Annotated in this window: 20 protein-coding genes; 6 read left to right on the forward strand and 14 right to left on the reverse strand. The window is 69.6% G+C overall.

Features of this window, described 5'->3' with window-relative positions; all coding sequences use genetic code 11:
• Positions 1-126: 126 nt before the first annotated feature.
• The 4 genes from D7X99_RS37045 to D7X99_RS42990 all read right to left on the reverse strand — a co-directional run bounded on the left by D7X99_RS37045 (position 127) and on the right by D7X99_RS42990 (position 4,042).
• Entirely contained in the window at positions 127-696 is a 570-nt protein-coding gene (locus D7X99_RS37045) for a DUF1629 domain-containing protein (RefSeq protein WP_121758793.1), read from the reverse strand.
• 6 nt (positions 697-702) lie between these two features.
• Positions 703-2,040 (reverse strand): AHH domain-containing protein, encoded by a 1,338-nt coding sequence (locus D7X99_RS37050; RefSeq protein ID WP_121781879.1) that lies wholly within the window; start codon positions 2,038-2,040, stop codon positions 703-705.
• A gap of 50 nt (positions 2,041-2,090) precedes the next feature.
• Entirely contained in the window at positions 2,091-2,459 is a 369-nt protein-coding gene (locus tag D7X99_RS44760; RefSeq protein WP_306465359.1) for a DUF1629 domain-containing protein, read from the reverse strand.
• 266 nt (positions 2,460-2,725) lie between these two features.
• Positions 2,726-4,042, reverse strand: coding sequence for a putative sensor domain DACNV-containing protein (locus tag D7X99_RS42990; RefSeq protein WP_158627128.1), 1,317 nt, complete (start codon positions 4,040-4,042; stop codon positions 2,726-2,728).
• Positions 4,043-4,229: 187 nt separating this feature from the next.
• Between D7X99_RS42990 and D7X99_RS37065 the strand changes: the two genes are divergently transcribed.
• Positions 4,230-5,603 carry an amidohydrolase family protein gene (locus D7X99_RS37065; RefSeq protein WP_121781881.1) on the forward strand — a complete coding sequence of 458 codons (1,374 nt, stop codon included), beginning with the start codon at positions 4,230-4,232 and terminating at the stop codon, positions 5,601-5,603.
• Positions 5,604-5,634: 31 nt separating this feature from the next.
• Here the strand turns inward: D7X99_RS37065 and D7X99_RS37070 are convergent, their stop codons facing one another.
• On the reverse strand, positions 5,635-5,937 hold the full coding sequence (locus tag D7X99_RS37070; RefSeq protein WP_121781882.1) for a hypothetical protein: 303 nt from the start codon (positions 5,935-5,937) through the stop codon (positions 5,635-5,637).
• Between the two features lie 193 nt (positions 5,938-6,130).
• On the opposite strand from D7X99_RS37070, the gene D7X99_RS37075 reads away from it, so the two are divergent.
• The 3 genes from D7X99_RS37075 to D7X99_RS37085 all read left to right on the forward strand — a co-directional run bounded on the left by D7X99_RS37075 (position 6,131) and on the right by D7X99_RS37085 (position 8,836).
• Positions 6,131-6,604 carry a YqaA family protein gene (locus D7X99_RS37075; protein ID WP_120599380.1) on the forward strand — a complete coding sequence of 158 codons (474 nt, stop codon included), beginning with the start codon at positions 6,131-6,133 and terminating at the stop codon, positions 6,602-6,604.
• A gap of 178 nt (positions 6,605-6,782) precedes the next feature.
• Positions 6,783-8,504 carry a lamin tail domain-containing protein gene (locus tag D7X99_RS37080; protein ID WP_121781883.1) on the forward strand — a complete coding sequence of 574 codons (1,722 nt, stop codon included), beginning with the start codon at positions 6,783-6,785 and terminating at the stop codon, positions 8,502-8,504.
• 119 nt (positions 8,505-8,623) lie between these two features.
• A complete protein-coding gene (locus D7X99_RS37085) occupies positions 8,624-8,836 on the forward strand; it encodes a glutathione binding-like protein (RefSeq protein ID WP_199756415.1) in 213 nt (70 codons plus the stop codon).
• A 62-nt stretch (positions 8,837-8,898) separates the two neighbouring features.
• Here the strand turns inward: D7X99_RS37085 and D7X99_RS37090 are convergent, their stop codons facing one another.
• The 7 genes from D7X99_RS37090 to D7X99_RS37115 all read right to left on the reverse strand — a co-directional run bounded on the left by D7X99_RS37090 (position 8,899) and on the right by D7X99_RS37115 (position 16,773).
• Entirely contained in the window at positions 8,899-10,626 is a 1,728-nt protein-coding gene (locus D7X99_RS37090) for a S28 family serine protease (RefSeq protein ID WP_121781884.1), read from the reverse strand.
• Positions 10,627-10,702: 76 nt separating this feature from the next.
• Complete coding sequence (locus tag D7X99_RS37095; RefSeq protein WP_158627129.1) at positions 10,703-13,033, reverse strand: Ig-like domain-containing protein; 2,331 nt, start codon at positions 13,031-13,033, stop codon at positions 10,703-10,705.
• A gap of 26 nt (positions 13,034-13,059) precedes the next feature.
• Positions 13,060-13,494: a hypothetical protein gene (locus D7X99_RS42995; protein WP_158627130.1), complete on the reverse strand. Its 435-nt coding sequence runs from the start codon at positions 13,492-13,494 to the stop codon at positions 13,060-13,062.
• Entirely contained in the window at positions 13,484-15,628 is a 2,145-nt protein-coding gene (locus D7X99_RS37100) for a hypothetical protein (RefSeq protein ID WP_121781886.1), read from the reverse strand. The genes D7X99_RS42995 and D7X99_RS37100 overlap by 11 nt, the downstream gene beginning before the upstream one ends.
• On the reverse strand, positions 15,615-15,980 hold the full coding sequence (locus D7X99_RS37105) for a c(7)-type cytochrome triheme domain-containing protein (protein ID WP_120576091.1): 366 nt from the start codon (positions 15,978-15,980) through the stop codon (positions 15,615-15,617). Before D7X99_RS37105 ends, D7X99_RS37100 begins: the two co-directional genes overlap by 14 nt.
• Positions 15,977-16,174, reverse strand: coding sequence for a hypothetical protein (locus D7X99_RS37110; RefSeq protein ID WP_120565248.1), 198 nt, complete (start codon positions 16,172-16,174; stop codon positions 15,977-15,979). The genes D7X99_RS37105 and D7X99_RS37110 overlap by 4 nt, the downstream gene beginning before the upstream one ends.
• Complete coding sequence (locus tag D7X99_RS37115; RefSeq protein ID WP_158627131.1) at positions 16,171-16,773, reverse strand: NapC/NirT family cytochrome c; 603 nt, start codon at positions 16,771-16,773, stop codon at positions 16,171-16,173. The genes D7X99_RS37110 and D7X99_RS37115 overlap by 4 nt, the downstream gene beginning before the upstream one ends.
• A 365-nt stretch (positions 16,774-17,138) precedes the next feature.
• On the opposite strand from D7X99_RS37115, the gene D7X99_RS37120 reads away from it, so the two are divergent.
• Positions 17,139-19,325 carry a peptidase gene (locus tag D7X99_RS37120; RefSeq protein WP_121781888.1) on the forward strand — a complete coding sequence of 729 codons (2,187 nt, stop codon included), beginning with the start codon at positions 17,139-17,141 and terminating at the stop codon, positions 19,323-19,325.
• Positions 19,326-19,342: 17 nt separating this feature from the next.
• Here the strand turns inward: D7X99_RS37120 and D7X99_RS37125 are convergent, their stop codons facing one another.
• Positions 19,343-20,518: an AI-2E family transporter gene (locus tag D7X99_RS37125; RefSeq protein ID WP_121781889.1), complete on the reverse strand. Its 1,176-nt coding sequence runs from the start codon at positions 20,516-20,518 to the stop codon at positions 19,343-19,345.
• A 137-nt stretch (positions 20,519-20,655) separates the two neighbouring features.
• Between D7X99_RS37125 and D7X99_RS37130 the strand changes: the two genes are divergently transcribed.
• Positions 20,656-21,072 carry a DoxX family protein gene (locus tag D7X99_RS37130; protein ID WP_121781890.1) on the forward strand — a complete coding sequence of 139 codons (417 nt, stop codon included), beginning with the start codon at positions 20,656-20,658 and terminating at the stop codon, positions 21,070-21,072.
• A 10-nt stretch (positions 21,073-21,082) separates the two neighbouring features.
• Here the strand turns inward: D7X99_RS37130 and D7X99_RS37135 are convergent.
• On the reverse strand, positions 21,083-22,299 hold a 1,217-nt coding region (locus D7X99_RS37135; protein ID WP_147476378.1), incomplete at its 5' end, for a threonine/serine exporter ThrE family protein.

Below are 22,299 nucleotides of genomic sequence, written 5' to 3' on the forward strand. Positions count from 1 at the left end.
CCGGCCTTGTACTCCGCCGTGAACTCCCGGCGCGGCCTGCGGGGCTTCCTCTGCTTTTCGTCAGTCGCGGACATCCCGTGCTCCTTCCATCACATCTCGGGTGTCCACGGAACCGGGCCAGGCTCACTACACTTCCTTGAACCGCATGCCGGTGGCGCCGGTTCGCTCCAGCGCCGTCTTGAGGTCCTCAGAGACGATGAGCGAGGAGCTCCAGCCCCAGGGGCGGAAGATCTTCGCGTCACCTACCTTCGACTTGTCGATGCGCATGATGTCCACTGAGAGGTACTCACCGATCCGCCAGGGCTGACCGTGCTGCGGCTCCCAGAACTGGACTCCTTCAGAGGCCTGCTCATCGATGCAACGGATGACTTGGGTCGTGACGAGGATGACGTAATGGTCCGGGTGCTTGGGAACGGTGACGGGGATGAGTTGCACCTCATTCGCTGCATGTTCCAGCAGGACGTTGGCGAGCTTGACGTGGATGACAGGGGTCATCCCGAATGCAATCCAAGAGAAATCCAGTGGCCTGCCTGGTTCAACGATTGGAACGGTCAGTGGCCCCTGGACCTGGATGGGAGTCCCTCGGGTGAACATCCACGGGTCTTCCTCTTCCTGGCGAAGATCGTTCCAGGGCGGATCTAGAACCCAGATGCCTTCCTGAACGTCCATCTTAAGGTCAAAGTAACGGGCAGACATGGGTTGCTAACGTCCTTGCTTCACGGTCAGAAGCTTGTTGATCGGTGTCCCAGCTGTAGAGGCTTCTTCCGCCAGCTTTCGCAGCGCACCAGTGAGTGCTTCACGGCATTGCACCACGGTGCGACAGTCCTTTGTGAATTGCACCAGCCGTTGGAATACCAAGTCATGGTATTCCTGGGGATGCGGACCCCGGTGGCCTGCGACTTCGACGATGTTCTCCGGGTCCTTCAGCTCCATGCCGGCTCGCTTGAAGATGCGCCGGAACTGGGGTGTCCACGGCCCTCCATTTCTTGAGGATTTCTCATTGCGGATGGTGGCCAGGTGGTGACGCTGGGGCTTCCCGGACCGGGATGACATCGCCACCGCGTTGGGCGCCAGCGCGATGGTGAAACCGTCAGCAGCCATGGCCACGGAGCGCACCCCAGCGAGGGACACGAACTGGAGGCCTGCCTGCGTCTCCACCGCGACCGCCGCCTGCGCGGAGCCTGGCAGGGTGGGGGCCTTCATCGCGAGTCCTGCGGTGTTGCCAATCGCCGCCGTGGCCAGCATGACGAAGATGCGCGCGGCGTTCCTACCCATCACTGCTCCATAGGCCTCGCCCGCGTCGCGCACCTGGATGAACGTGGTGGCCTGGTCCACGTGGCGCACCAGCGTCACCCAGCCGTCGAGGAGGGTCCACACTGTGTCCACGCCCAGGTAGGCAATCGCCGTGGCGGTGATGAGCGCGGCCAATCCCTTGGAGACAGGCTCCGGCATGGCCCATAGCAGCAGGTACATCGTCACGGCGGACGTCATCGTGGCCATGACGGCCTGGGGGCTTGCCATGCCGGCCAGGGCTTCGGCCGTCTCGTTCCAGACGGAATCCATCGCGATGGCCATCGCCAGCGCATAGCGGCCGTCGCTGCCCAGCAAGGGGCCTTCCTCCAACAGGCGCAGGCAGTCTCCCTGCTGGTTGCGCTTCTTGCCGCACCACTGCCGGTAGCCGCGCGTCAGGTCGTCGGACGCGTCCAGGAGCCGCAGCTCCCGCGTCTCTTCCTCGCCCAGTGGGATGATCTGCCGAGTGCGCTCCCGGAAGCCGAAGAGGCCGCTGCGCTCCGGCAGGCCGAACAGCTCGCGTGCTTGCCGCAGGGGATGAGCGAAGGGCCGCACGTCTCTTGCGAGCGTCTTCACCGCCGCCTTGAACTCGTCCTCCTCCAGCCGGGCCTCGGAGGGAGATGCGCCTTCCTCCTCCCGTGGCGTGACGACGACCCTTTCGCCGCCATCGACATCGAGGTGCACGACCCGCGTCGTCGCGCAGCCCGACAGGAGCAGTCCCAGCAGCAGTGCCCAGCCCAGTCGATTCATGTCTGCTTCAGTCCTCCGTCAAGATGAGGCTCCTGTGCAGCACTTGCTCACTACACTTCCGTGAACCGCATGCCGGTGGCGCGGGTGTGCTCCAGCGCGGTCTTGAGGTCCTCGGAGACGATGAGGGCAATGGACCAACCCCAGGTTCGGAAGACCTTGGCGCTGCCTACTTGCGACGGGTCGATGCGCATGCCGTACACGGAGCGGTACTGACCGACCTTCTCCGGCCGTCCGTCCTTGGGCTCCCAGCGCCGGGCCTCCTCCGATGCACGCTCATCAATGCAGCGGATCATCCGGGTCGCCACGAGCATGCTGAATTGTTCGGGTTGCCCCGGGATGTCCACCGACAGGAACTGGACGTCGTTGGGCGCAAGCTCCGCGAAGAGCATGGCCAGTTTGACGTGAACGACCGGAGCCATGCACAGCCCTGCCATCGAGAAGTCACGAGGCTTTCCGGGCTCCATGAGGGGGATTCGAAGCGGCCCCGTTATTTCGACAGGCGTGCCTGCCCTGAGCCGCCAAGCGTCTTCGATCTCCACTCCGTTCTTGTCGACCGGATCATCCAGATACCAAAACCCCTCTTCGGGGTCGCCATGCAGCTCGAAGAAACGATTGGACATGGTGGGGAGCTCAACGTCCAGGGCGAGAGGTCAGCAGCACCCAACCCAGCCGCTTCATTCCGGCCTCAGTCCTCCGTCAGCAGGAGGCTCCAGAGCAGCACCTTCTTCTTGCCCGGTGGCCGGTGCAGGCAGCGGAGCGGGCCGTCCTGGGATGCCACGAACACGATGGCTCCGGAGTGCTGGTTGGCGAAGACGGCCGCGGCGCGGTGGCGCGAGCCGTGCTGGTGGATGGGGTAGTGCGGCCCGGGTCGCCCCTGGAGTGTTCGCGCCTCGAAGACCTGCGGCGGGCCGCTTCTCGGGAGCGCAATCTGATACCCCGCGCAGAGCACCTCCAGCTCCGGCCCCAACACCAGCGCGTTGTCCACCGCCGTGAACTGCCCGATGCTCTCCACCAGCGCCTGGAAGTCGCTCTCCGTCGCCTTGTCGTCGTGCTCGGCCGCGGCCTTCTTCAACTCCGGATCCTCTTCCTCCTCCGCCGCCTTGCCGGCCTCCGCCTGCCAGGCGCCGTTGATGAGGTCCGCCCTCGCCTGCACGAAGCGCTGCAACCGCTGGCGCAACAGCGAGCCCTGCTCCGGCGGCAGGACGTACTTGCCTCGCGCCCGGAAGCGCTCCACGTCGTGCTGCTTGGGCAGGAACGCGATGAGCCCTCCGTGATGCAGACCCGCCATCCTTCGGATGAGCCCCTGCACCGCGTTGGACACGTACCACTCGCGGTTGCCGCCCATCAGTGGCTGCACCTTGGGCAGGGACTCCACCAGCGTGGCGCACATCTCCATCAGCGCCGCGCGCACCGCGCTGTCCTCGTGGAAGAGCAGGTCGTGCAATGCCACTCGACGGCCCGGCGGCACCGGCGCGCCCTGCTCGTAGCGGAACACCTCTCGCCCCTGCGTGCTCACCACCAGGTGGCCCGGCTCCGGCGCGTGCAGGATGAAGACGTCCTCCTCGCCCTCGGCGTGGAACTCCGTGTACTCCACCCGGCGCGCCAGCCCCTGGATGCGCAGCTTGCCGTCTCGCGGCCCCACCACCACCGCCGTGCGCGGCAGGTTCGCCGCGGGCGCCAGCTTCACCAGCGCCTCCACGCTGAAGTCGGTGATGCTCGACTTGGCCTCCAGGGGCAGCGTCTCCCACGCCTGCCGCTTGCCCTTCTGTCCGCCGATGTAGACCGTCTCTCGCACCGCCTGCAGGCCCTGCAACCCCTGCGCGTGATAGGCGATGCGCACGCGCGTGGCCTCGCCCTCCTCGCGGCCCAGGCTCGCGAAGAACACCGTGTCCGCCAGCACGACCAGCAGCTTCAGCGTCGGCTCGGCGAGCGGCGTCTTGGCGAACTGCCGGAGCCACCCTCGCAGGGCTTCTCCGGGATATTGCAGGCCGGGTTCATCCATCGGGCGGGCAGCATAATCACGGCGCCGTGTTTCCCGGTGGAAGTCGCTCGCGCGCCGCGATGCGGCGTTGGGTTCCCACCGTGCGCCCGGCCTGTAGCACCGACGTCACGACAGTCGCCGCCACGAAGGGTTGTCGCCACCCGGACGCGCTCCTAGGGTTTCCCTCTTCCCTCTGGAGACCTTCCTGATGCGCTCGCGTTACCTGACCGCCGCCCTGCTCGCCCTCGCGCTGCCGCTGTCCGCCAGCGCGGCGCCCGCCGCCTCGCGTACCGTCGTCTTCCAGGGCGGTACGGTGCTGGATGGCTCCGGGGGCCAGCCGCTGGAGGAGGGCGCGGTGGTGGTGCGCGACGGACGCATCGTGTCCGTGGGGCTCGCCATCAACGTCAAGGTGCCCAAGGGCGCGGAGGTCATCGACTTCAAGGGCCAGACGCTCCTGCCCGGCCTCATCTCCGACCACAGCCACGTGGGCCAGACGTCCGGCACCACCACGGGCTCCCAGAACTACACGCGGGAGAACATCGAGAAGCAGCTGCGCCAGTTCGCCGCGTATGGCGTCACCACCGTGACGGCGCTCGGGATGAACCGGCCGCTGTTCAACGAGCTTCGCAAGGAGGCCCACGCGGACTCCTTCACCGGCGCGGACCTCTTCGGCGCGGGGCAGGGCATCGGCGTGCCGGAGGGCGGGCCTCCCCAGGCGATGACGAACAACGCGCCGGATCAGCTCTTCCGCCCCACCACCGCGGAGGAGGCCCGCGCCGCCGTGCGCACGCTGGCGAAGAACCGCGTGGACCTGGTGAAGGTCTGGGTGGACACGTTCCTGGGCAAGCTCCCGAAGATGAAGCCGGACATCTACAAGGCCGTCATCGACGAGTCCCACAAGCAGGGCCTGCGCGTCGCCGCCCACATCCACGACCTGGAGGACGCGAAGGCCGTGGTGGACGCGGGCGTGGACATCATCGCCCACGGCGTCCGCGACCAGCCCGTGGACGCGGCCTTCATCCAGGCCATGAAGAAGCGCGGCGTCTGGTACGTGCCCACGCTGGAGCTGGACGAGGCCACCGTCGTCTACGCGGACCAGCTCCTGCTCGTGGACGACCCCGTCCTCCAGCCCGCGCTGTCCCCGGAGCTGCGCGCGCAGTTCAACGACTCCGCGTGGCGCAAGAAGACCCTGGAGGACCCCAAGGCCCAGGAGGCGCGCCACGCACTCTCCACCAACCAGGCCAACCTGAAGGCGCTGTACGACGCGGGCGTGAAGGTGGGCTTCGGCACGGACTCCGGCGCCACCCCGCTGCGCATCCCCGGCTACGCGGAGCACCGCGAGCTGAAGCTGATGGTCGGCGCGGGCCTCACGCCGGGTCAGGCCCTGGCCGTCGCCACCGGGAACGCGGCGGACCTGCTCAAGCTCAAGGACCGGGGCCGCATCAAGCCCGGCCTGCGCGCGGACTTCTTCCTCGTGGAGGGCGACCCCTCCGCCAGCATCATCGCCGCGGACCGTATCACCGGTGTGTGGCGCCAGGGTCGCAAGGTGGCGGGGAAGCTCACCGCGCCTCTCGCGCCCTGATCCGGCCCTTCTCGTCGCTTCACTCGGCGCCTCATTCCTCGATGAGCGGCTGGAGCGTGCCGAAGTGCTCCAGGCCCTGGTCCAGCGCGGAGCGCACCGCGTGGAGCAGGGCGCCGTCCGACATCCGCCGCACCAGGACCATGCCGGTCGCTACGTAGGACGGCGCGCCTCCCAGCCGTGCCTCCAGCGCCTCCAGGGTGAGCACAGGGAGGACGAAGGTGCGCCCGTCGCGCAGCCGCACCACCAGGTTCCGGGAGCCCTCGAAGTGCAGCGCCGGGGGCTCCGCCACCAGCAAGGAGGCGATCCGCTCGTCCTCCGTGTCGATGGACCGCATGCCTGACCGTTCGCGCGTCGAGCGTCGCATGGCGGGGACGATGGTGACCCCCACCCGCGCCTACAACCCCTTCCCCTGAGAGGGCCGCGTCGCCGGACAGCCTCCGGCCCCGGGGGCCAGGATGGCGGGCAAGGGAGCGCTGACGCCGCACGAGACGAACGCCCCGTGCCGGGTGTATGGCCCCAGGCCGCCCATGCCCGCCGAGCCGTCCATCCTGTCCACCTGGGGCCTTCCCGGGATGTTCTTCGTCGCCATGCTGGCGGGCTCCGTGGTGCCGGTGCCCTCCGAGGCGATGCTCGCCGCCCTCATCTACAACGGCACGCCGCCGGTGATGGCCACCGTGGTGGCCACCGTGGGCAACGTGCTGGGCGCGGTGACGCTCTACATCCTGGGCCAGTGGGTGTCGCGCGGCGGAGGCGGCGCCGTGGGCCGCTGGGTGTCGCGCCGCCGGGAGAAGGAAGGCCCGCGCATGGCTCGCGTGGAGGCGAACCTGCGCACCTGGGGCGCTCCCGCCCTGCTCATGTCGTGGCTGCCCATCCTGGGTGACGCGTTCGTGCTCGCGGGCGGCTTCGTGGGCGTGCGCCCCTTTCCCTTCGTCGTCTTCGTCACCCTGGGCAAGGGTCTGCGCTACGCCTTTGTCGCGCTGTCCACCACGGCAGCCATGTAACAATGCGTAACATTGCGCGTCCCTGCCGGGGGGGATGCGCCGCTCACGAAACGTTTCAAGGAATGTGACGGATAAACGGCGGTGGCGTCGAGTACGCGGAATACTGCGTCCGCGGCGCTGCCGTGACGTCCCTGACCCTCTACGGCTCCCGGGTTTTCCGGGAGCAGGATGAAACATCGTGAGCCTGAAACAAGACCTCTTCCGGCGGCCTGCCGCCTCCTGGCGTACGTGGTCCTTCACGCTGGTGTGCGCGGCGCTCAGCGCGTGCGGTGGCTCCGTGGAGGCGGACGCGGAGCAGCCGGCGCCGGAGCTCGTCGCGCGCGAGGACTCGCTGGCGAACGTGCGGCTGCGCCTGATGGCGGCGAACCTGAGCAGCGGCAATGGGCAGGACTACAACCCGGGCCACGGCATCCGCATCTTCCAGGGCACGGACGCGGACGTCGTGATGATTCAGGAGTTCAACTACCAGACGGACTCCGCGGCGGACATCCGCGCCTTCGTGGACACGGCCTTCGGCACGGGCTTCTCGTACTACCGCGAGGCCGGTGCGCAGATTCCGAACGGCATCATCAGCCGCTACCCCATCATCGCCGCCGGCGAGTGGGACGATACGCAGGTGTCCAACCGCGACTTCGCGTGGGCGCGCATCGACATCCCTGGCCCCAAGGACCTGTGGGCCATCAGCGTGCACCTGCTGACGACCAACGCCAGCATTCGCAACACGGAAGCGTCCAACCTGGTGAAGTTCATCAACGCCAACGTGCCCGCCAGCGACTACCTGGTCATCGGCGGTGACTTCAACACCGGCAGCCGCAGCGAGGCGACCTTCAGCACCTTCTCCAGCGTGGTGTCCACGGCGTCGCCGTACCCGGCGGACAAGAATGGCAACACCAACACCAACGCGGGCCGCAGCTCGCCGTACGACCACGTGCTGGTGGACAGTGACTTGCGCGCCTACCAGACGTCCGTGGTGCTGGGCTCCAGCACCTTCGCCAACGGCCTGGTGGTGGACACGCGCGTGTACTCGCCCCTGTCCGACATCTCCCCGGCGCTGTCGGGCGACAGCGGCGCGTCCGGCATGCAGCACATGGGCATCATCAAGGACTTCCTCATCCCGGGGGACGGCGCGACGTCCTCCTCCGTGACGGTGCTGTCGCCCAACGGCGGTGAGAGCTGGGTGGCGGGCTCCTCGCAGACCATCACCTGGACGTCGTCCGGCGTCTCCAACGTGAAGGTGGAGTACTCGCTGAACGGCTCCACCTGGACCACCCTCACGTCCAGCACGGGCGCGTCCGGAGGCGGCGTGGCGTGGACGGTGCCTTCCAGCGCCAGCACCACCGCGTGGGTGCGGGTGAGCGACGCGAGCAACGCCACCGTCACCGACCTGTCCAACGCGGCCTTCGCCATCACTACGGGCGGCTCCGGTGGCACGGGCAACGTGTTCATCAACGAGGTGCTCATCAACGAGCCGGGCTCGGACGTGAACGGCGAGTTCGTGGAGTTGGTCAACAGCGGCACGGCGGCGGTGGACCTGAGCGGCTGGACGGTGTCGGACGGCACGGCCGTGCGCCACACCTTCGCCAGCGGCACCACGGTGGCGGCGGGCAAGGCGGTCGTGGTGTTCGGCGGCGCGTCCGGCATCCCCGCCGGCACGCCAGGCGCGGTGGGCTCGTCCACGGGCCAGCTGAACCTGGGCAACAGCGGTGACACCGTCACGGTGAAGAACAGCGCCGGCACGGTGGTGGACACGGCCACGTTTGCCTCGTCGCTCGCGGGCACGGACGGCGTGTCCGCCAACCGCAGCCCGGACGCGTCCTCCACGGCCAGCTTCGTGCTGCACACGGGCGTGTCCAGCCTGACGAGCTCTCCTGGCAAGCGCGCCAGCGGCGCCGCGTTCTAGTCCTGAACACCGCTCCTCCGGACGACGCTGGTCCGGAGGAGCGACCTGGGAGAGTGTGCCCCCCGGAACGTCCCGCTTCTGGACGCGAGGAGCCCTCCCATCATGCGGAAGGCTCCGCGATGCTGCCCATCGTGCAGCTGCTCTACGTGAAGCGGCTGGGCGACTCGCTGACGGGCGCGGACATCCAGCTGAGCTTCGTGCTGGAGGCCGCGAAGTCCTTCCGGCTGCTGGCGGAGCTTCCGAACCTCACGGCCTACCTCGACCGGCTCCACGCGCGCCCCGCGTACCAGCGGGCCCTGGAGCGGGGCGGGCCTTACAAGATGGGCCGCTGAAAAAGACGACGGGCCGCCCCGGGAGCACTCCGGGACGGCCCGCGACCTGTCCGACTGTCGGACTAGTTCCGCGTCGCCGCGCGCAGGCGGGGCGGCACATGGGGCCCGAAGTCGGGCGGCTCCTCCGACTGCACGAACTTGGGAGCGCGCTTCAGCGGGGCGATGCCCATCCAGCGGTTGAGGTTGGCCTTCGCCTCCGCCTGTGGGCCCGCCGGGAGCTGGCTGATGCGCGCGTTGTGGTTTCCGCCCTCCACCGTGTACAGGTAGGAGTCCTGCGAATTGCCCAGCACGTAGGCCGCCGCCGTCCACGGGTCGTAGCTGCCGTAGATGAACATCAGGCGCTGCCCCTGGGAGGAAACCCAGTCCTGGATGTCCGGCATGGCGTTGGGACGGAACACGAACGGGATGCCCGGCGGCGAGTACACCTCGCCGGTGTCGGTGTCTGGGAAGTGGATGAGCGCGCCCAGGTGCTTCTCGTAGGGCTGGGGCCAGCCCAGCTCAGCCGCGGCCTGGTAGTAGTAGGCGGCGTACGGGGTGATGCCCCGGTCCGAGAAGGAATCGATGCCGACCACGGCGTCCATCGCGTCGAACAGCTGCTGGTCCGTCGCGGTGGTGGCGGGGATGCTCCCGGTGCAGCTCGACGCGCCGCTGTACTGCCAGAAGGCGAAGTAGGTCTCGATGACGGCGTGCTCCAGCACCAGCTCCCGGCCCAGCTGCGAATACGTCAGATTGTTGCTCGCGGCGTAGGCGTCCACGAGGGAGAGCATCTGGCTCCGGCGCGAGAGCACTTCACGCTGGAAGGCCCACAGCCGCTCGCGGCAGGCCAGCTGTGCGTCGCCGCCCACGGTCTCCTGGAACGTCACGAAGCGCTCGTCGTTGCGCAGGGCGATGGGCGCCACGTACGCCACGGTGGCGTCCACGTCGTCCGGGTGGAAGCGGCGGAAGAACACCACCGTCTCGCCGCCCTTGCTGCCGCCGGTGGACACCCACTTGCCGGTGTAGATGGGCTTGAGCGCCTGGGTGATGCGGTGGAAGTCATCCGCGGACTGACGGATGGTGAGCTGGCTCCAGTCCGCGGGCGACGGGATGCTCGGCGGGAAGAAGCGATGCTCCACGGCGACCTGGTTGGCGGACAGGAGCTGCGTGGGCTCGCTGCGGCCGGTGCCGGTGGAGACGTTGTAGCCGCTGGTGGAGAGCACCATCGGGCTGGCGTCCGCCTTGTGCATCAGCGTCAAGCGCTGCTCGAAGCGCTGACACTCCGGGTGGGCGTGGTCCGACGGCTGGTTGTAGCGCAGGACGAAGTGCCGGTAGCCCACGGGGACACTGCCGCCGGTCCGGTCCTGGTCCACGATGAGGCCCGGGATGGCCTCCAACCGGGTCCGGATGTCCAACGACGTGTTCTGGATGATGCTCAGGTCCGGGGGCGTGTCGACCCATCCGCTCGGGGTGCACGCCACCACGCCGCCGTCCGTGCCCGCATCGGCGTCGGTGCCCGCGTCCGTCTCGGAACCTGCATCGGTGTCCGTGCCTGCATCGGTGTCCGTGCCTGCATCGGTGTCCGTGCCTGCATCGGCGCCCGCGTCCGCGTCGGTGCCCGCATCGGAGCCTGCGTCCGTGCCCGCGTCCGAGCCTGCGTCCACGGCCTGGGTGCCGCTGTCGGGACGCGGGTCGTTCGAGTCGTCATCGCCACAGGCGACCGGTCCACTCAGCAGCAGGAGTAGGGGGACGAGCGACGCCAGGTGGGCCAGGCGCGCCGGCTTGGAGGGCTGGGAGAACACGTAGGGCTTCATCGGTCCGCGTTTCTCGGCGACCGCGCTCGCCGGGTGTGTCCAGGCGAGCGACGGTGCTCGAGCGCGGATTCCAGCCTCAAGGCCGGAGCATGTTCAAGGGGGGCGCCCCCGTGAGGTCCTCCACGCTGTCGTAGAGCAGCTGTCCCACGTAGTTGAAGTTGTGGGCCCAGGCGCCGGGGTCCTTCCTACTCAACTGGTAGTTGTGGGCGGCCTTCACGAGCGCCGGCGTGAACGGCGCGAACGCGTTGGCGGAGACGGACTCGGTGGCGCCGCAGGTCCCGTTCTTGTCCGTGTCCTTGAAGAAGTACGGATTGACGTCGCCGTTGTAGCAGAGGCCGTTGTTCGTCACCCCGCGCATGGCGGTCAGCAGGCGCGCGGCCATGCCCTCCACCTCCGCCTCCAGGGTCTCCGCGGTGTTCCCGTCGCCGTCGTAGTCCGACACGTGGACGAGCCGGATCTGCTCCGCCGCGCTCTGGTCCGCGTGGCATGTCTCACAGCGCTCGTTCCACACGTCCTGGATGCGGAAGGTGTGGTTGCTCTTGCCCGGGACATGGCAGCTCGTGCACTGCACCCCTCCCATGTGCGTGAGCCGGCCCGCGTAGGTCTTGTTGGGGTACTCGTAGCCAACCTTCGCCAGCGTTCCTTCGCGCGTCCCCGCGGCCGGCAGGTAGTGCACGTTCTGGAAGCGCGGCGTGCCCCCCGCGCTCAGCGCCGTGTCGATGGTGGCCTTGGACGCGCGGCCGATGTGGCAGTTGGCGCAGAGGTTGTCCTGGCCCGGCAGGTTCACCGTCTTGCCGTCCGGCAGCCACGTCTGGGCGGGGACGAAGACGTCGTAGTCCGGTTCGAAGTTCTCGTGGCAGGTGGAGCACTCCAGGCCGTTGGCGGTCTCCGGCACCAACTGCCCGACCCCGTACTGCACGAAGAAGCGGTAGCCCTGCGCGCCGCTATGGCAGCGCGAGCAGCTGGCCTGGACGGTCTCGCTCGAGTCCCAGTTGCGCGCCGCCTTGCTGGCGCCGTTGAAGTGGCCCGGATCGTTGCGCACCAGCAGCGACGTGTCGAAGGGCACGCTCAGCGCCGTGTTCAACGACTGGGTCGAGTCATGCAGCAGCTGGATGATGTACTTCGCGTTGTGCGCGAACGCGCCCGGGTCCACCCGCGACAGCTGGTAGTTGTACGCCGCCTTCTGCAAGCGGGGCGTCCAGCCGGCGAACGCGTTGGTGGCGGTGGCTTCGGCTGGATTGCAGGTCCCGTCTCCGTTGGTGTCCCGGAACCAGTAGGGGTGGGCGTTGCCGTAGCAGAGGGGCCGGGCCCGCTCCGCGCCGTACCGTTGGATGGCGGCGAGCAGCCGGTCCCTCAGGCCCTGGATCTCGTAGTAGATGCCCTCGGTGCGGTTGTGGTCCCCGTCGTAGTCCTGATTGCGCGAGGCAATCTGCCGGATGTCCCAGGCCTTCGTGACGTCGGTCACGCCGGGGTGGCAGGTGGCACAGGCATCCCAGCGGACCCGCGTGGTGTGCGGGTCATGGCACTCGTTGCACTTGTCGAAGCTGGGGACGTGGCGGAAGCGCGAGTCGTAGACCTGATCCGCGTACTGATATCCGCCCGCGGCCTGACTGGCGAAGAGCGTCGCGCCCGCGGGGTAGTAGTGGATGTTGGTGAAGCCCAGGGCGGGCGAGGCGGTGTCCTCGCCCACCACGCCCGCGTCCGCGACCTGCGCGTCGATGTCCTTGCCCGCGGCGCGCCCCTGGTGACACACCACGCACCTCGCCTCCGGGCCCAGGCCGGTGACCTGCTTGCCCGAGGGGAAGGTGACCGCGGTCAGGCTGGAGGCGGCGCTGTCGTGGCACGTCTCGCAGCGGACCACGGACTGCGTCGGCGCGGGGGCGTCCACCCTGCCAGGGGCGGACCCGTCACCGCCCAGGAAGTCGATGTAGCCCTCCGAGCTGTGGCACCGCGCGCAGCTGGCGGGGACGAGGCCGTCCTCGTTCCAGTGGGAGAAGGCCTCGGCGGTGGTGTCCGCGTGCGGAGAGCCTGACCAGGCGAGGTAGTAGGGCACTTGGTTGGGGTCGACTCCGGCGTCGCCCGCGAAGCCGCCCATCACCACCACCACATGGCGCGCCTCCAGCCTGGAGCTCGCGCCGGTGACCTTGATGGTGGTCTCTCCCGCGCCCACGCCCGTCACCTGCCCGGAGTCGTCCACGGTCGCGATGGCCGGGGCCTCGCTCTCCCAGTGGTATCCGTCGTCGGTGGCCTCGCGCGTGGTGACCGTGAGCTGGATCGCCTGGCCCACGAGCACCGAATGCGGGCCGTCGGTGATGAGCTCCGGGTGGGGCGTCTCCAGTTTGGCGCAGGCGCTCAGCGCGCAGGTCAGGAGCAGCGGTCCAGCCAGGAGCAGGAGGGGTCGTCTCATGGGGGACTCCTCGGGAAGACAGTGCGTCATGGTTGAGCGCCTCCGGAGATCCACGCGAGGAGGGTCTGGTACTCCGGGGTGCCCTCCCCATAGACGGCCCCGCCGCCGTGGCCCGCGCCGGAGGACTTGCGCAGCAGCCGGCTGGCGGAGGGATTGGAGGTGTCCGTGAGGGAGATGGCCGCCGCGTAGTCCGCGTCGGCATCGCCCGTCAGCAGGAAGGAGGTGCTGCCAGCGGCGCCCCCGCTGCGATGGCAGCTCTGGCATCCGGTGGTGAGGAGCGGATGGACGTCGCTCGCGAAGGACACGGCGCCTCCTCCGTCCCCTTCGCCACCGCCGTCGGTGGGGAGCGCACCGGCGTCGGCGGCGACGGGGCCACGCTCGAAGTCCGCGCAGCCCAGGGCCAGCGCGAACATCGCGGTGAGGACCGCGGCTCGTGTCTGGATGCGGGAGTCAGAACTCATACGCCACCACCAGCCGGGTGAAGTCGTCCGGCGTTTCGTCTGTCTTTTCCAGGTTCCAGAACTGGAAGAGGCCTGCGCTCAAGCCCCGCCACCGCGCGACCACGCCCACGTTGTGGCCGGAGGCGTCCTCCCGGGTGAGCGCGTTCGAGTCCAGGATGAGGCCTCGCCGGTTTCCGAAGGTGCGCAGCCCCTGCCGGTACTGGAGGTAGAGCCAGTCCGTGGGGTGGTAGCGCAGCTGGAGGTAGCTGGCGAAGTGGTAGGAGTCCGCGCCCGGCCCGCCGTAGCCCTCCGCCTCGCCTCCGGAGACATCCGCGCGCAGCAGCCCAGCGCCCAGCGAGAAGTGCTCCAGCACCGGAAGCCCGCGCGGACGCCACACCGCCACGTCCAGCGCCTGGAGGAACAGGCGGCGCCCGAACCCCAGCGAATTGAAGTAGGGCGAGTACCACACGTTGATGGGGCCCCAGGAGCCGCCAAGCCTCGCCCCGACGCCCAGGCGGGTGTCCTCCAGCGGTGCCAGGTCCGACTGGAGGTTGAGCACCGCGTCCGCGCGCTTCAGCCGGTAGCCGGAGATGACATAGGCGTCGCCGGAGAAGGCGATGGGCCCCATGCGGCGCTCCACGTTCACCGTCAGCCCTTCGCGGGCGAACACCACCGGAATCACCCGCTGGTCGAAGCCCGCGAGCCCTCCGTAGCTGTGATGGAAGAGCGGATCCGCGCCGAAGGGCACCAGGATCTTGCCCCCCTTGGCGAACACCTTCACCGGCCAGGACGCCCCGTTGATCCGGTAGCCCACCTCCCAGAACTGGAGCGAAAGCATCTCCAGGGTGAGGGTCACCGGATCCTCGGCGGACTGTCGCGTCAGGAAGAGGAAGTGGTGATAGCTGCGCAGCGCGCTCTCGCCCTCCGACTTGAAGGGGTGGTCGTTGTAGTTGACGCGCTCGTAGTTGAGGTCGAAGCGTCCGTTCAGGCTCAGCGAGCCGAGGACCGGGAAGGTCCCCAGCGGCACGCCACCGTGAGGGCCCGACGGAGCGTGCGGGTTGGCCGGGTTGGACGGCGGTGCCGGGGGAGCCACGGCCGTCCCGGGCTGGGTGGGCGCGGGCGGAGTGGAGGCCACGGCGGCGTTCGCGGGGGCCGGTGTGGTCGTCCCCAACGCGCCCGCGTCAATCCACCGGGCCAGGAGCGACAGCTGCGCGCTGCCCGGCTCCCACACCGTGCCGCCCGGGTGCGAGTCGCCCTTCGCGCGCTGGTACAGGATGCTGCTGGCGGCAGTGCCGGGCACCACCAGGGGCTCCACCGAACGCAGGTGCTGCTCCGGATCCGCGTGGGTCACGTAGCGGCTGGCGCCAGCCATCCCGTCCGAGGCATGACAGCTGGAGCAGTCCGCCAGCAGGGCCTCGTGCACCTGGGGGGCGAAGCGCGGCGCGGCCGAGGCGTCCCCGGAAGGCGGGCCGGCGCTCGCGGACGCGGATGGCGCCGGGTTGGAGACGGAGGGCGTGGCAGTGACGGGCGCGGTGGGCGCTGGACTGGAAACAGGAGGCGCGACCGCGGGCACGCTGTCGTGGGAGGGATGCGGAGCGCCAGGGCTGGCCGCGGTCGTGCCGCCGCGTGCCTTGCCGGGCGGGGCGCCTCCTTCAATCCACCGCAGGATCGTCGCGTACTCCGCCGACTCCACCGCGAAGACCTTCTTGCCTCCGTGAAGCGTGGTGCCGGTGCCCTTCTTGAGCAGCGGGCTCTGGGCGGCGGTGGCGGGCTGCACGAAGCGCAGCGTGGCCTCGTAGTCCGCCGGCTCGCCCCGGAGCACCCAGCGGGACCGGGACGCCATTCCCTCCGGGCCGTGGCAGGACCCGCACTCCTTCTCCAGGATGGGCCGCACGTCCTCCGCGAAGCCCGGCACGCGGGGCCGGCTCGCGCTGGCGGGCGTCCGCGCGGGGGGCGCGGATGGGGGCCTGACGGCCTCCGTGGGAGACGGCGTTCCCGCGTCGGGCGCAGCCTGCGCGGGGGGCGGCTTGATTCCCAGCCGCTCCTGGAGCTGCCGCCGCTTCTCCTCCTGCGACTGCGCTCGCGCGGGGCCTGGGACGGACAGCACCAGCGCGCAGGCGAACAGCGTCCAGGTGCCCAGGTCAGCGACGCGCATGGCACGCCTCGCATTCCATGGTGCGCCAGGCCCTGGCGGCCTGTCCGTCATGGCAGCGCCCGCAGTAGCGGCCCTCTCGCATGTCCTGATGCGTGAAGCCCAGCCGGGCCTGCGGGAACGTGCCGGGGTGGCAGCTGTAGCAATACATGGAGCCATGCCCCCAATGGGAGAACAGCGCCGGAGCGGGCGCGGCGCGCTCCTTGAGCGGAGGCAGCCGGACGTCCTGCGGTGAGTTCACGGCGAAGATGGGAGTCGTGAACAGGAGGAGGGCGACGAGCCCCACCCGCCACCGTCCCCCGCGAAGGAGGACGGACGCGGACGGCCCCGAGGCGTCGGACGCGGAGCGCCTCATAGGGCCTTTTGCTCCTTCAAGATCTTCCAGACCGTGACGCCGTAGAGCAGGACCCCCAGCAGGACCCCGGGCACGCCCACGGCCGTGGAGATGACGAAGGTCAAGGGCGTCCAATAGAAGAGGGCGAACAGTTGGATGAGCAGCCCCGCCAGGACGAAGAGGGCCGCCACGCGGATGCGCTTGTCGTGACTCATGGACGCGGCCGCTCCGGCAGCCAGAAGTTCTGGGCCTTCACGCCCTCCAGGTCGTGCGCGAGGTCATGGCAGCTCAGGCACGAGCGGGCCCCGCTCTGCAGCTCCGCCTGGAGCTCCCGGTGCGGCCCGGACTCCAGGTAGCCGCGCGCGTCGTTGTGGCAGTGGAGGCAGTTGTAATTGGGATACGGCTGGTAGAGCCGGGGCTCCGGGGGGATGGTCCCGAAGTAGTGGACCCAGACGTGCCGCAGGCCGTTGAGCTTGGCCTTCGCGTCCCCGAAGAGCGCGTAGTCCGTGTGGCAGGAGAAGCAGGTGGAGTCGCGGTTGATGAGCCGCTTCTGGTAGTGGACCGCGGCCAGGGCATTGGGGTTGTCCACGAACAGGCTCTGCCCGTAGCGCTCCATTTCGTGGCAGCCCATGCAGAACTGGGTCTGGCTCGATTCGCGCACGCCCACCGCGACCCCGGCACCGCTGACGGCCAGCGGCAGGATGGCCAGTCCTCCGAGCAGCACCAGGCGTCCCAGCCCGTTCGCGGTGAGATGGCCCGCGGCATGGGCAATCATCCCCACGAGCATGGCCACCGCGCTAACAATCACAATCATGAGGGTGGGCAGTGGAGCCTCCATGGAGCCTGGGTCGTGAGAACCGTGCAGCGGGGCGATTCAGGAGCGCGGGGGGCCCTGGGGGGAGGAATGAAACTTGTCCGGCCTTCGACACTGCATGCCCCGTACCGGGGTGGGCCTGTGCCCCTCGTGGAGGTGGGCCCGAGCGCGGGTGCGCATCGAACCCGGGGCCCGGCGCAAACCTTGCGCGAGCCGGCGGCATCCCGCGCATTCCTTGCGGGGCGCGGAACCCTGCCGCCCCGGCCGCACACTCTGTCTGGCCGTGAGGGGCGCGGCGGCGCGCGGCTTGAGTCCACCCCGCGCGCGGGGTAGCCACGTCCCGTCACGTCTCCCTGGAGCCCCCCATGAAGCCCCTGCTGCTGGCCGCGGTCCTCGCCGCCGCGCCCGCCACCCCGCAGAAGTCCCCGGCGCCTGACGCCGGCCTCACGCAGGCCGCGCAGCCCTCCCTCACCGTGCCCGGAGGGAAGTTCCTCCGCGCCCGCTCCGGCAACACCGCCGTGGCCCAGATGTTCGCGCCGGGCATCGCGGAGCTGTCACTGGCGGAGAAGCGAGTGGCGTGGTCCCTGACGCTCGCGGCGCACGCGGGCGAGGACATCGCGTTGGATCAGCTCGGTTGGAAGCTGGTGCCGACGAAGCAGCTGCTGGAGGGCGTCTGGCTCTTCGGCCGCGACGCGCAGAGCTCCGCGTCCGGCTTCGACGCGAAGCTGGCGGACTACCTGCTGCGCTTCTACGGACACGGCGGCAACCACGACAGCACCACCGGCCAGAAGTTCGTCCCGGCCTTCACCGCGGAACAGCTCGCGGCCGGCGCTTCCCGCGCACTCAAGGCCGGCGCGCCCTGGACGGTGAAGGACGACGCCGCGCTCCAGGCCTGGCTCCAGGAGCTGACGTCCACCCTCTTCGACGCGACCTTCGAGCCGCAGCTCACCTCCAAGGCCCCGCCGCCGGGACAGGACCTCCTCACCGCGTCCTCCAACACGGCCTATGGCCCCGGCGTGACGGAGAAGGACCTGGTGGGCTTCAAGGAGAAGTACCCGCTCAACTCGCGCGTGGTGAAGCAGGACGGCAAGCTGACGGAGCAGGTGTTCCGCGCGGGCACGCCGGACGGCAAGGTGAAGCCGGGGCTGTACGCGAAGGAACTCTCGCGCGTCATCGCGCACCTCCAGGAGGCGATGAAGTCCGCCGAGCCCGCGCACAAGGCCGCGCTGGGCAAGCTGGTGCGCTACTTCCAGACGGGCAGCCCCAAGGACTGGGACGCGTACAACATCGCGTGGCTCAAGGTGGATCCGAAGGTGGACGCCAACCTGGGCTTCATCGAGACCTACGTCGACCCGCGCGGCCACAAGGGACAGTGGGAAGGGCTGGTCAACTACCGCGACACGGCGGAAAACCAGATCATGGTGCTCATGGGCCAGAAGGCCCAGTACTTCGAGGACCGGCTGCCCTGGCCGCAGAAGTACCGCCGCAAGAAGGTCTCGCCGCCGGTGGCCAAGGCCATCAACCTCATCACGTCCAACCCGGAGCCGCCCGCGGGCATCAACCTGCCCAACGAGCAGCACATCCGGGAGAAGTACGGCAGCAAGAGCGTGATGATCACCAACGTCATGGACGCCGCCTCCGCCGTGACGCGGCTGCCCCTGGCGCTGGAGTTCTCCCGCACGGCGGAGGACCGCGAGCAGGCCCAGAAGTACTCCGTCACCGCGCGCAAGTGGCTGGTGGCCTTCCACGAAGTGCTGGGCCACGCCTCCGGCCAGGTGGATCCGAAGTTGAAGGGCCAGTCCCCGTCCGTCTTCCTCAAGGAGTACGACAACACGCTGGAGGAGGCGCGCGCGGACCTGGTCGCGCTGTGGCACGCGTTCGACCCGGCGCTCGCGGAGCTGTCGCCGGACCACGAGGCCATCGCCCGGCAGATGTACCGGGACTTCCTGGTGGAGGGGCTCACCAACCTGCGCCGCGTGGAGACGGGCAACGCCTTCGAGGAGGACCACCAGCGCGGCCACCACATGACGGTGACGTTCCTGGAGGAGAAGGGCGCGGTGAAGCAGGTGACGGAGAATGGCCGCACCTACCTGGTGATTCCGGACTACGCGAAGATGCGCGAGGCCGTGGGCGAGCTGCTCTCCAAGCTGATGGTCATCAAGGCCACCGGCGACTACGAGGGCATCCGCACGCTGGTGCAGGAGAAGGGCATCCACTTCGACCCGAAGCTGCGCGACGAGGTCGCCCGCCGGGTGAAGGCCGTGGACGTGCCCACGGTGCTGCTGCTCAATTCGCCGCGCGTGGTGCCGGTGCTGGACGCGAAGGGGGCGGTGGTGGACCTGAAGGAGGACACCACCCAGGCCTTCGTGGATCAGCACCTGGAGCGCAGCCTGCTGGGCCGGCTGTCCCCCGCGGAGGCCAGCCGTGTCGCCGCGCAGGTGGCGGGCTCGCCAGACGGGGTGCGCGAGGCCTTCAAGGAGCTGGGGCCGGAAACGGCTCCGGCGCCGACCCCCGCGAAGAAGGGTGCGGCGCCGGTGAAGTCCACGCCCTGAGCGGGGCTCAGGGGCCGTCAGTGGTTGGACGGCGTGTCGGTGTCCGTGATGGGCGTGCCGGACTCCGTGGTGAGCACGACATGCTGGGAGCCCGGCTGGATGGGGCCTCCCGGCGTGGCCGGGTCGCCCATCCGTCCGTTGGGCCGGCCGTAGTCGCGCTCGTAGATGCGCACCACGGAGAGGAAGAAGGCGACGATGAGGGGCCCCAGCAGCAGGCCCACCGCGCCGAATGCCGCCAGGCCGCCCAACAGGGCGAAGAAGACGATGGCGCCGTGCTGGTTCATGCCCTTCCGGGCCAGCAGCGGCTTGACGACGTTGTCCACGAGCCCCACCACGACGACGCCCCAGATGGCCAGGAAGAGGGCCGCCCACGGGTGGCCGCTGAGGAACATCAGGCCCGCGGCGAAGAGCACCACCACCGCGGCGCCCACGGCGGGGATGAGGGCGAGGAAGAACGTGAGGCCCGCGAAGAACAGCGGCGCGGGCACCCCCACGATGAGGAAGCCGATGAGCGCGACCGCGGCCTGGACGCCCGCGGTGGCGATGGTGGAGACGAGCACCGACACGGAGGTGCTCTTGAACTCGCGCAGCAGCTCCCGCGTCTGTCCGCGCCTGAGCGGCGACACGCTCTCGATCCACTGCACCAGCCGCGCGCCGTCGGTGAGGAAGAAGAAGAGGGCGATGAGCATCATCGTCAGCTGGAGGATGATGGTGCCCGTGGCGGCCACCGCTCCCGTCACGGCCTTGGCGGCGGTGCCCCCTTGGGTCGTCATCTGCTCCTGGAGCTTCTGGTCCAGTTCGGCCTGCTCCAGCGGGAGCCGCTCAATCAGCTTGCTCACCGGGCCCTGGATGCCGCTGGGGAGCTTCTCCACCAGGCCCGTCATCCCGTCCTTCTGCACGGCCTCTGTCACGAAGCGCGCGCCCTCGGACACCTCCGCGACGACGAAGGCGGTGAGGCCGCCCAGGGGCAGGAGCAGGGCCAGCAGGATGCCGGTGACAATGAGCCCGGAGGACACGTTGCCGTGGCCGCGCAGCCGCTTCTTCAGCCGGGTGTGCAGTCCGTAGAAGGTGCCCGCCAGCACCGCCGCCAGGAAGAACGCCTCCGCGAAGGGCCGGATGACCAGGCACAACAGGACGATGGACAGCAGGATGAGACCCACGAAGACGCGTCGCGATACCTGATCGGAGGCCATGGCCTTGCCAAGTTAGGGAGCCGGACCTGTCGGCGGGAGCCTGCCCGGCCGGATTGTCTCCAGAACATTCCCCTCGGCCCGGCCGCTTGCCTGCTCACGGGGCTTGGGAGCGGCGGAGGGGGCGCTAGAGTGCGCGCATGCCGCCCTTCGACTCCGCTCGCTTCACGCTCTGGCTTCCGCAGCTCCTGTGCGCCGCCTTCCTGGCCATCCTCTTCCTGCAGTCCGGCCTGGACAAGGTCGTGGACTGGAAGGGGAACCTGGGATGGCTGACCGGCCACTTCTCCAAGTCGCCCCTGAAGGGCGCGGTGACGCCGATGCTGGCGGTCATCACCCTGATGGAGCTGGCGGCCGGGGCGCTGAGCGCGGCGGGCGCGGTGGCGCTGCTGATGAACGGCAACCCGTTCCTCGCGTACCTGGGCGCGGTGCTCTCCGCGGTGTCGCTGCTGGCGCTCTTCTTCGGCCAGCGCATGGCGAAGGAGTACGCGGGCGCGGCGGTGCTGGTGCCGTACTTCATCGTCGCGCTCGCGGGCGTGTACCTGATGCGGCTGGCGTAGGGCCGGTCCTTTAGAGCACCTTGCGCGAAGGCATGATGGCGTTGGCGGACAGCAGGCCCGCCGCCAGCGCCACCGCGACCATCAGCATGGAGAAGGCCGTGTCCACGCCGGCCACCACGTCGCGCTCCAGCAGCGACGCGAGGCTGCGGAAGCCCACGCTGCCCGGGACGAGCAGCATCAACCCCGGCACCACCGTGGTGACGGCGGGCCGGTTGCGCAGCCGCGCGAGCGCGTTGCTCCCGATGCCCAGCAGCAGCGCGCCCGCGAAGGCGCCCAGCTGAGGCCCCAAGAGCAGCGCCCCCAGCCGCGCGCCCATGAACGCGGCGGCGCCAGCCAGGGCAATCCATCCCCAGTCGCGCGGCCGGGCGCGGAAGAGCACCGCGATGGCGAAGCCCGCCACCACGAGCGCTGCGATGGCGACCCCCGGGGGAAGCACCGCGGGCAGGGCCGGCGTGGGCATGGGCACGGGAGGCAGCACCGTGGCCACGCGGCTGCCCAGGGCCGCGCCGAAGCCCAGCTGGAGGAAGATGAGCGCGGCGTGGGTGAGGCGCGACGTGCCGGAGATGAGGTTGCGCGTGGCCACCTCGTTGACGGCGATGGTGAGCGTGAGGCCGGGCAACAGGACGATGAGGCCCGCGAGCGTGGCCACCTCGCCGTGCAGCGGGCCGAAGAAGTGGGCCGCGAGCCCCGCGAACGCGGCGGACAGCACGGCCGCCACGGGCTCCAGCACGCGGGCGGTGGTCGGCTGCTTGCGCGTCAGCAGGTCCAGCACGCCAATGGCCAGGCTGCTGACGCCGGCGACGCCCATCTCCTTCCATCCGCCGCCAAACAGCAGCGCCGCGGAAGCGCCCGCCAGCATCCAGCAGAGCAGCTGCAGGGCGGGGCCGTAGCGCGGAGGCCGGGCGAGGATGTCCTCCACGCGGCGCGCGCCCACCGCGGGCGTGAGGCGCCCGTGGATGACGTCGTCCGCGAGCATGTCCAGGAGGATGAGGCGCTCCAGGTCCATGTCGCCGGGCTCCACGCGGATGAGGCTGGTGCGCAGGTCCTCGGGCGGGCCGAAGGAGGCGAAGATGGAGGTGGGCGTGGAGAAGAAGCGGGCCTCCAGGCCCAGCCGCTCGCTCACCTTCATCATCAGGCCCTCCAGGCGGTGGGCGGGCGTGCCGTGCCGGTGCAGGGCGTGGCCCAGGCGCAGCACGAAGGCCACCGCGGGGCCGGGCGGCGGGGGCG

The sequence above is a fragment of the Corallococcus sp. AB032C genome (assembly GCF_003668935.1).
In the GTDB taxonomy this organism is placed as follows: Bacteria; Myxococcota; Myxococcia; order Myxococcales; family Myxococcaceae; genus Corallococcus; species Corallococcus exiguus.

Coding starts and splice junctions, on each gene's coding strand:
- D7X99_RS37065 (WP_121781881.1), top strand. CDS start 4,230: ATGCGCTCGCGTTACCTGACCGCCGCCCTGCTCGCCCTCGCGCTGCCG.
- D7X99_RS37090 (WP_121781884.1), bottom strand. CDS start 10,626: ATGAAGCCCTACGTGTTCTCCCAGCCCTCCAAGCCGGCGCGCCTGGCC.
- D7X99_RS37125 (WP_121781889.1), bottom strand. CDS start 20,518: ATGGCCTCCGATCAGGTATCGCGACGCGTCTTCGTGGGTCTCATCCTG.
- D7X99_RS37045 (WP_121758793.1), bottom strand. CDS start 696: ATGTCTGCCCGTTACTTTGACCTTAAGATGGACGTTCAGGAAGGCATC.
- D7X99_RS37050 (WP_121781879.1), bottom strand. CDS start 2,040: ATGAATCGACTGGGCTGGGCACTGCTGCTGGGACTGCTCCTGTCGGGC.
- D7X99_RS37110 (WP_120565248.1), bottom strand. CDS start 16,174: ATGAGTCACGACAAGCGCATCCGCGTGGCGGCCCTCTTCGTCCTGGCG.
- D7X99_RS42990 (WP_158627128.1), bottom strand. CDS start 4,042: ATGGATGAACCCGGCCTGCAATATCCCGGAGAAGCCCTGCGAGGGTGG.
- D7X99_RS37075 (WP_120599380.1), top strand. CDS start 6,131: ATGCCCGCCGAGCCGTCCATCCTGTCCACCTGGGGCCTTCCCGGGATG.
- D7X99_RS37105 (WP_120576091.1), bottom strand. CDS start 15,980: ATGAGGCGCTCCGCGTCCGACGCCTCGGGGCCGTCCGCGTCCGTCCTC.
- D7X99_RS37095 (WP_158627129.1), bottom strand. CDS start 13,033: ATGAGACGACCCCTCCTGCTCCTGGCTGGACCGCTGCTCCTGACCTGC.
- D7X99_RS37100 (WP_121781886.1), bottom strand. CDS start 15,628: ATGCGCGTCGCTGACCTGGGCACCTGGACGCTGTTCGCCTGCGCGCTG.
- D7X99_RS37070 (WP_121781882.1), bottom strand. CDS start 5,937: ATGCGGTCCATCGACACGGAGGACGAGCGGATCGCCTCCTTGCTGGTG.
- D7X99_RS37115 (WP_158627131.1), bottom strand. CDS start 16,773: ATGATTGTGATTGTTAGCGCGGTGGCCATGCTCGTGGGGATGATTGCC.
- D7X99_RS42995 (WP_158627130.1), bottom strand. CDS start 13,494: ATGAGTTCTGACTCCCGCATCCAGACACGAGCCGCGGTCCTCACCGCG.
- D7X99_RS44760 (WP_306465359.1), bottom strand. CDS start 2,459: ATGGCTCCGGTCGTTCACGTCAAACTGGCCATGCTCTTCGCGGAGCTT.
- D7X99_RS37120 (WP_121781888.1), top strand. CDS start 17,139: ATGAAGCCCCTGCTGCTGGCCGCGGTCCTCGCCGCCGCGCCCGCCACC.
- D7X99_RS37130 (WP_121781890.1), top strand. CDS start 20,656: ATGCCGCCCTTCGACTCCGCTCGCTTCACGCTCTGGCTTCCGCAGCTC.
- D7X99_RS37085 (WP_199756415.1), top strand. CDS start 8,624: ATGCTGCCCATCGTGCAGCTGCTCTACGTGAAGCGGCTGGGCGACTCG.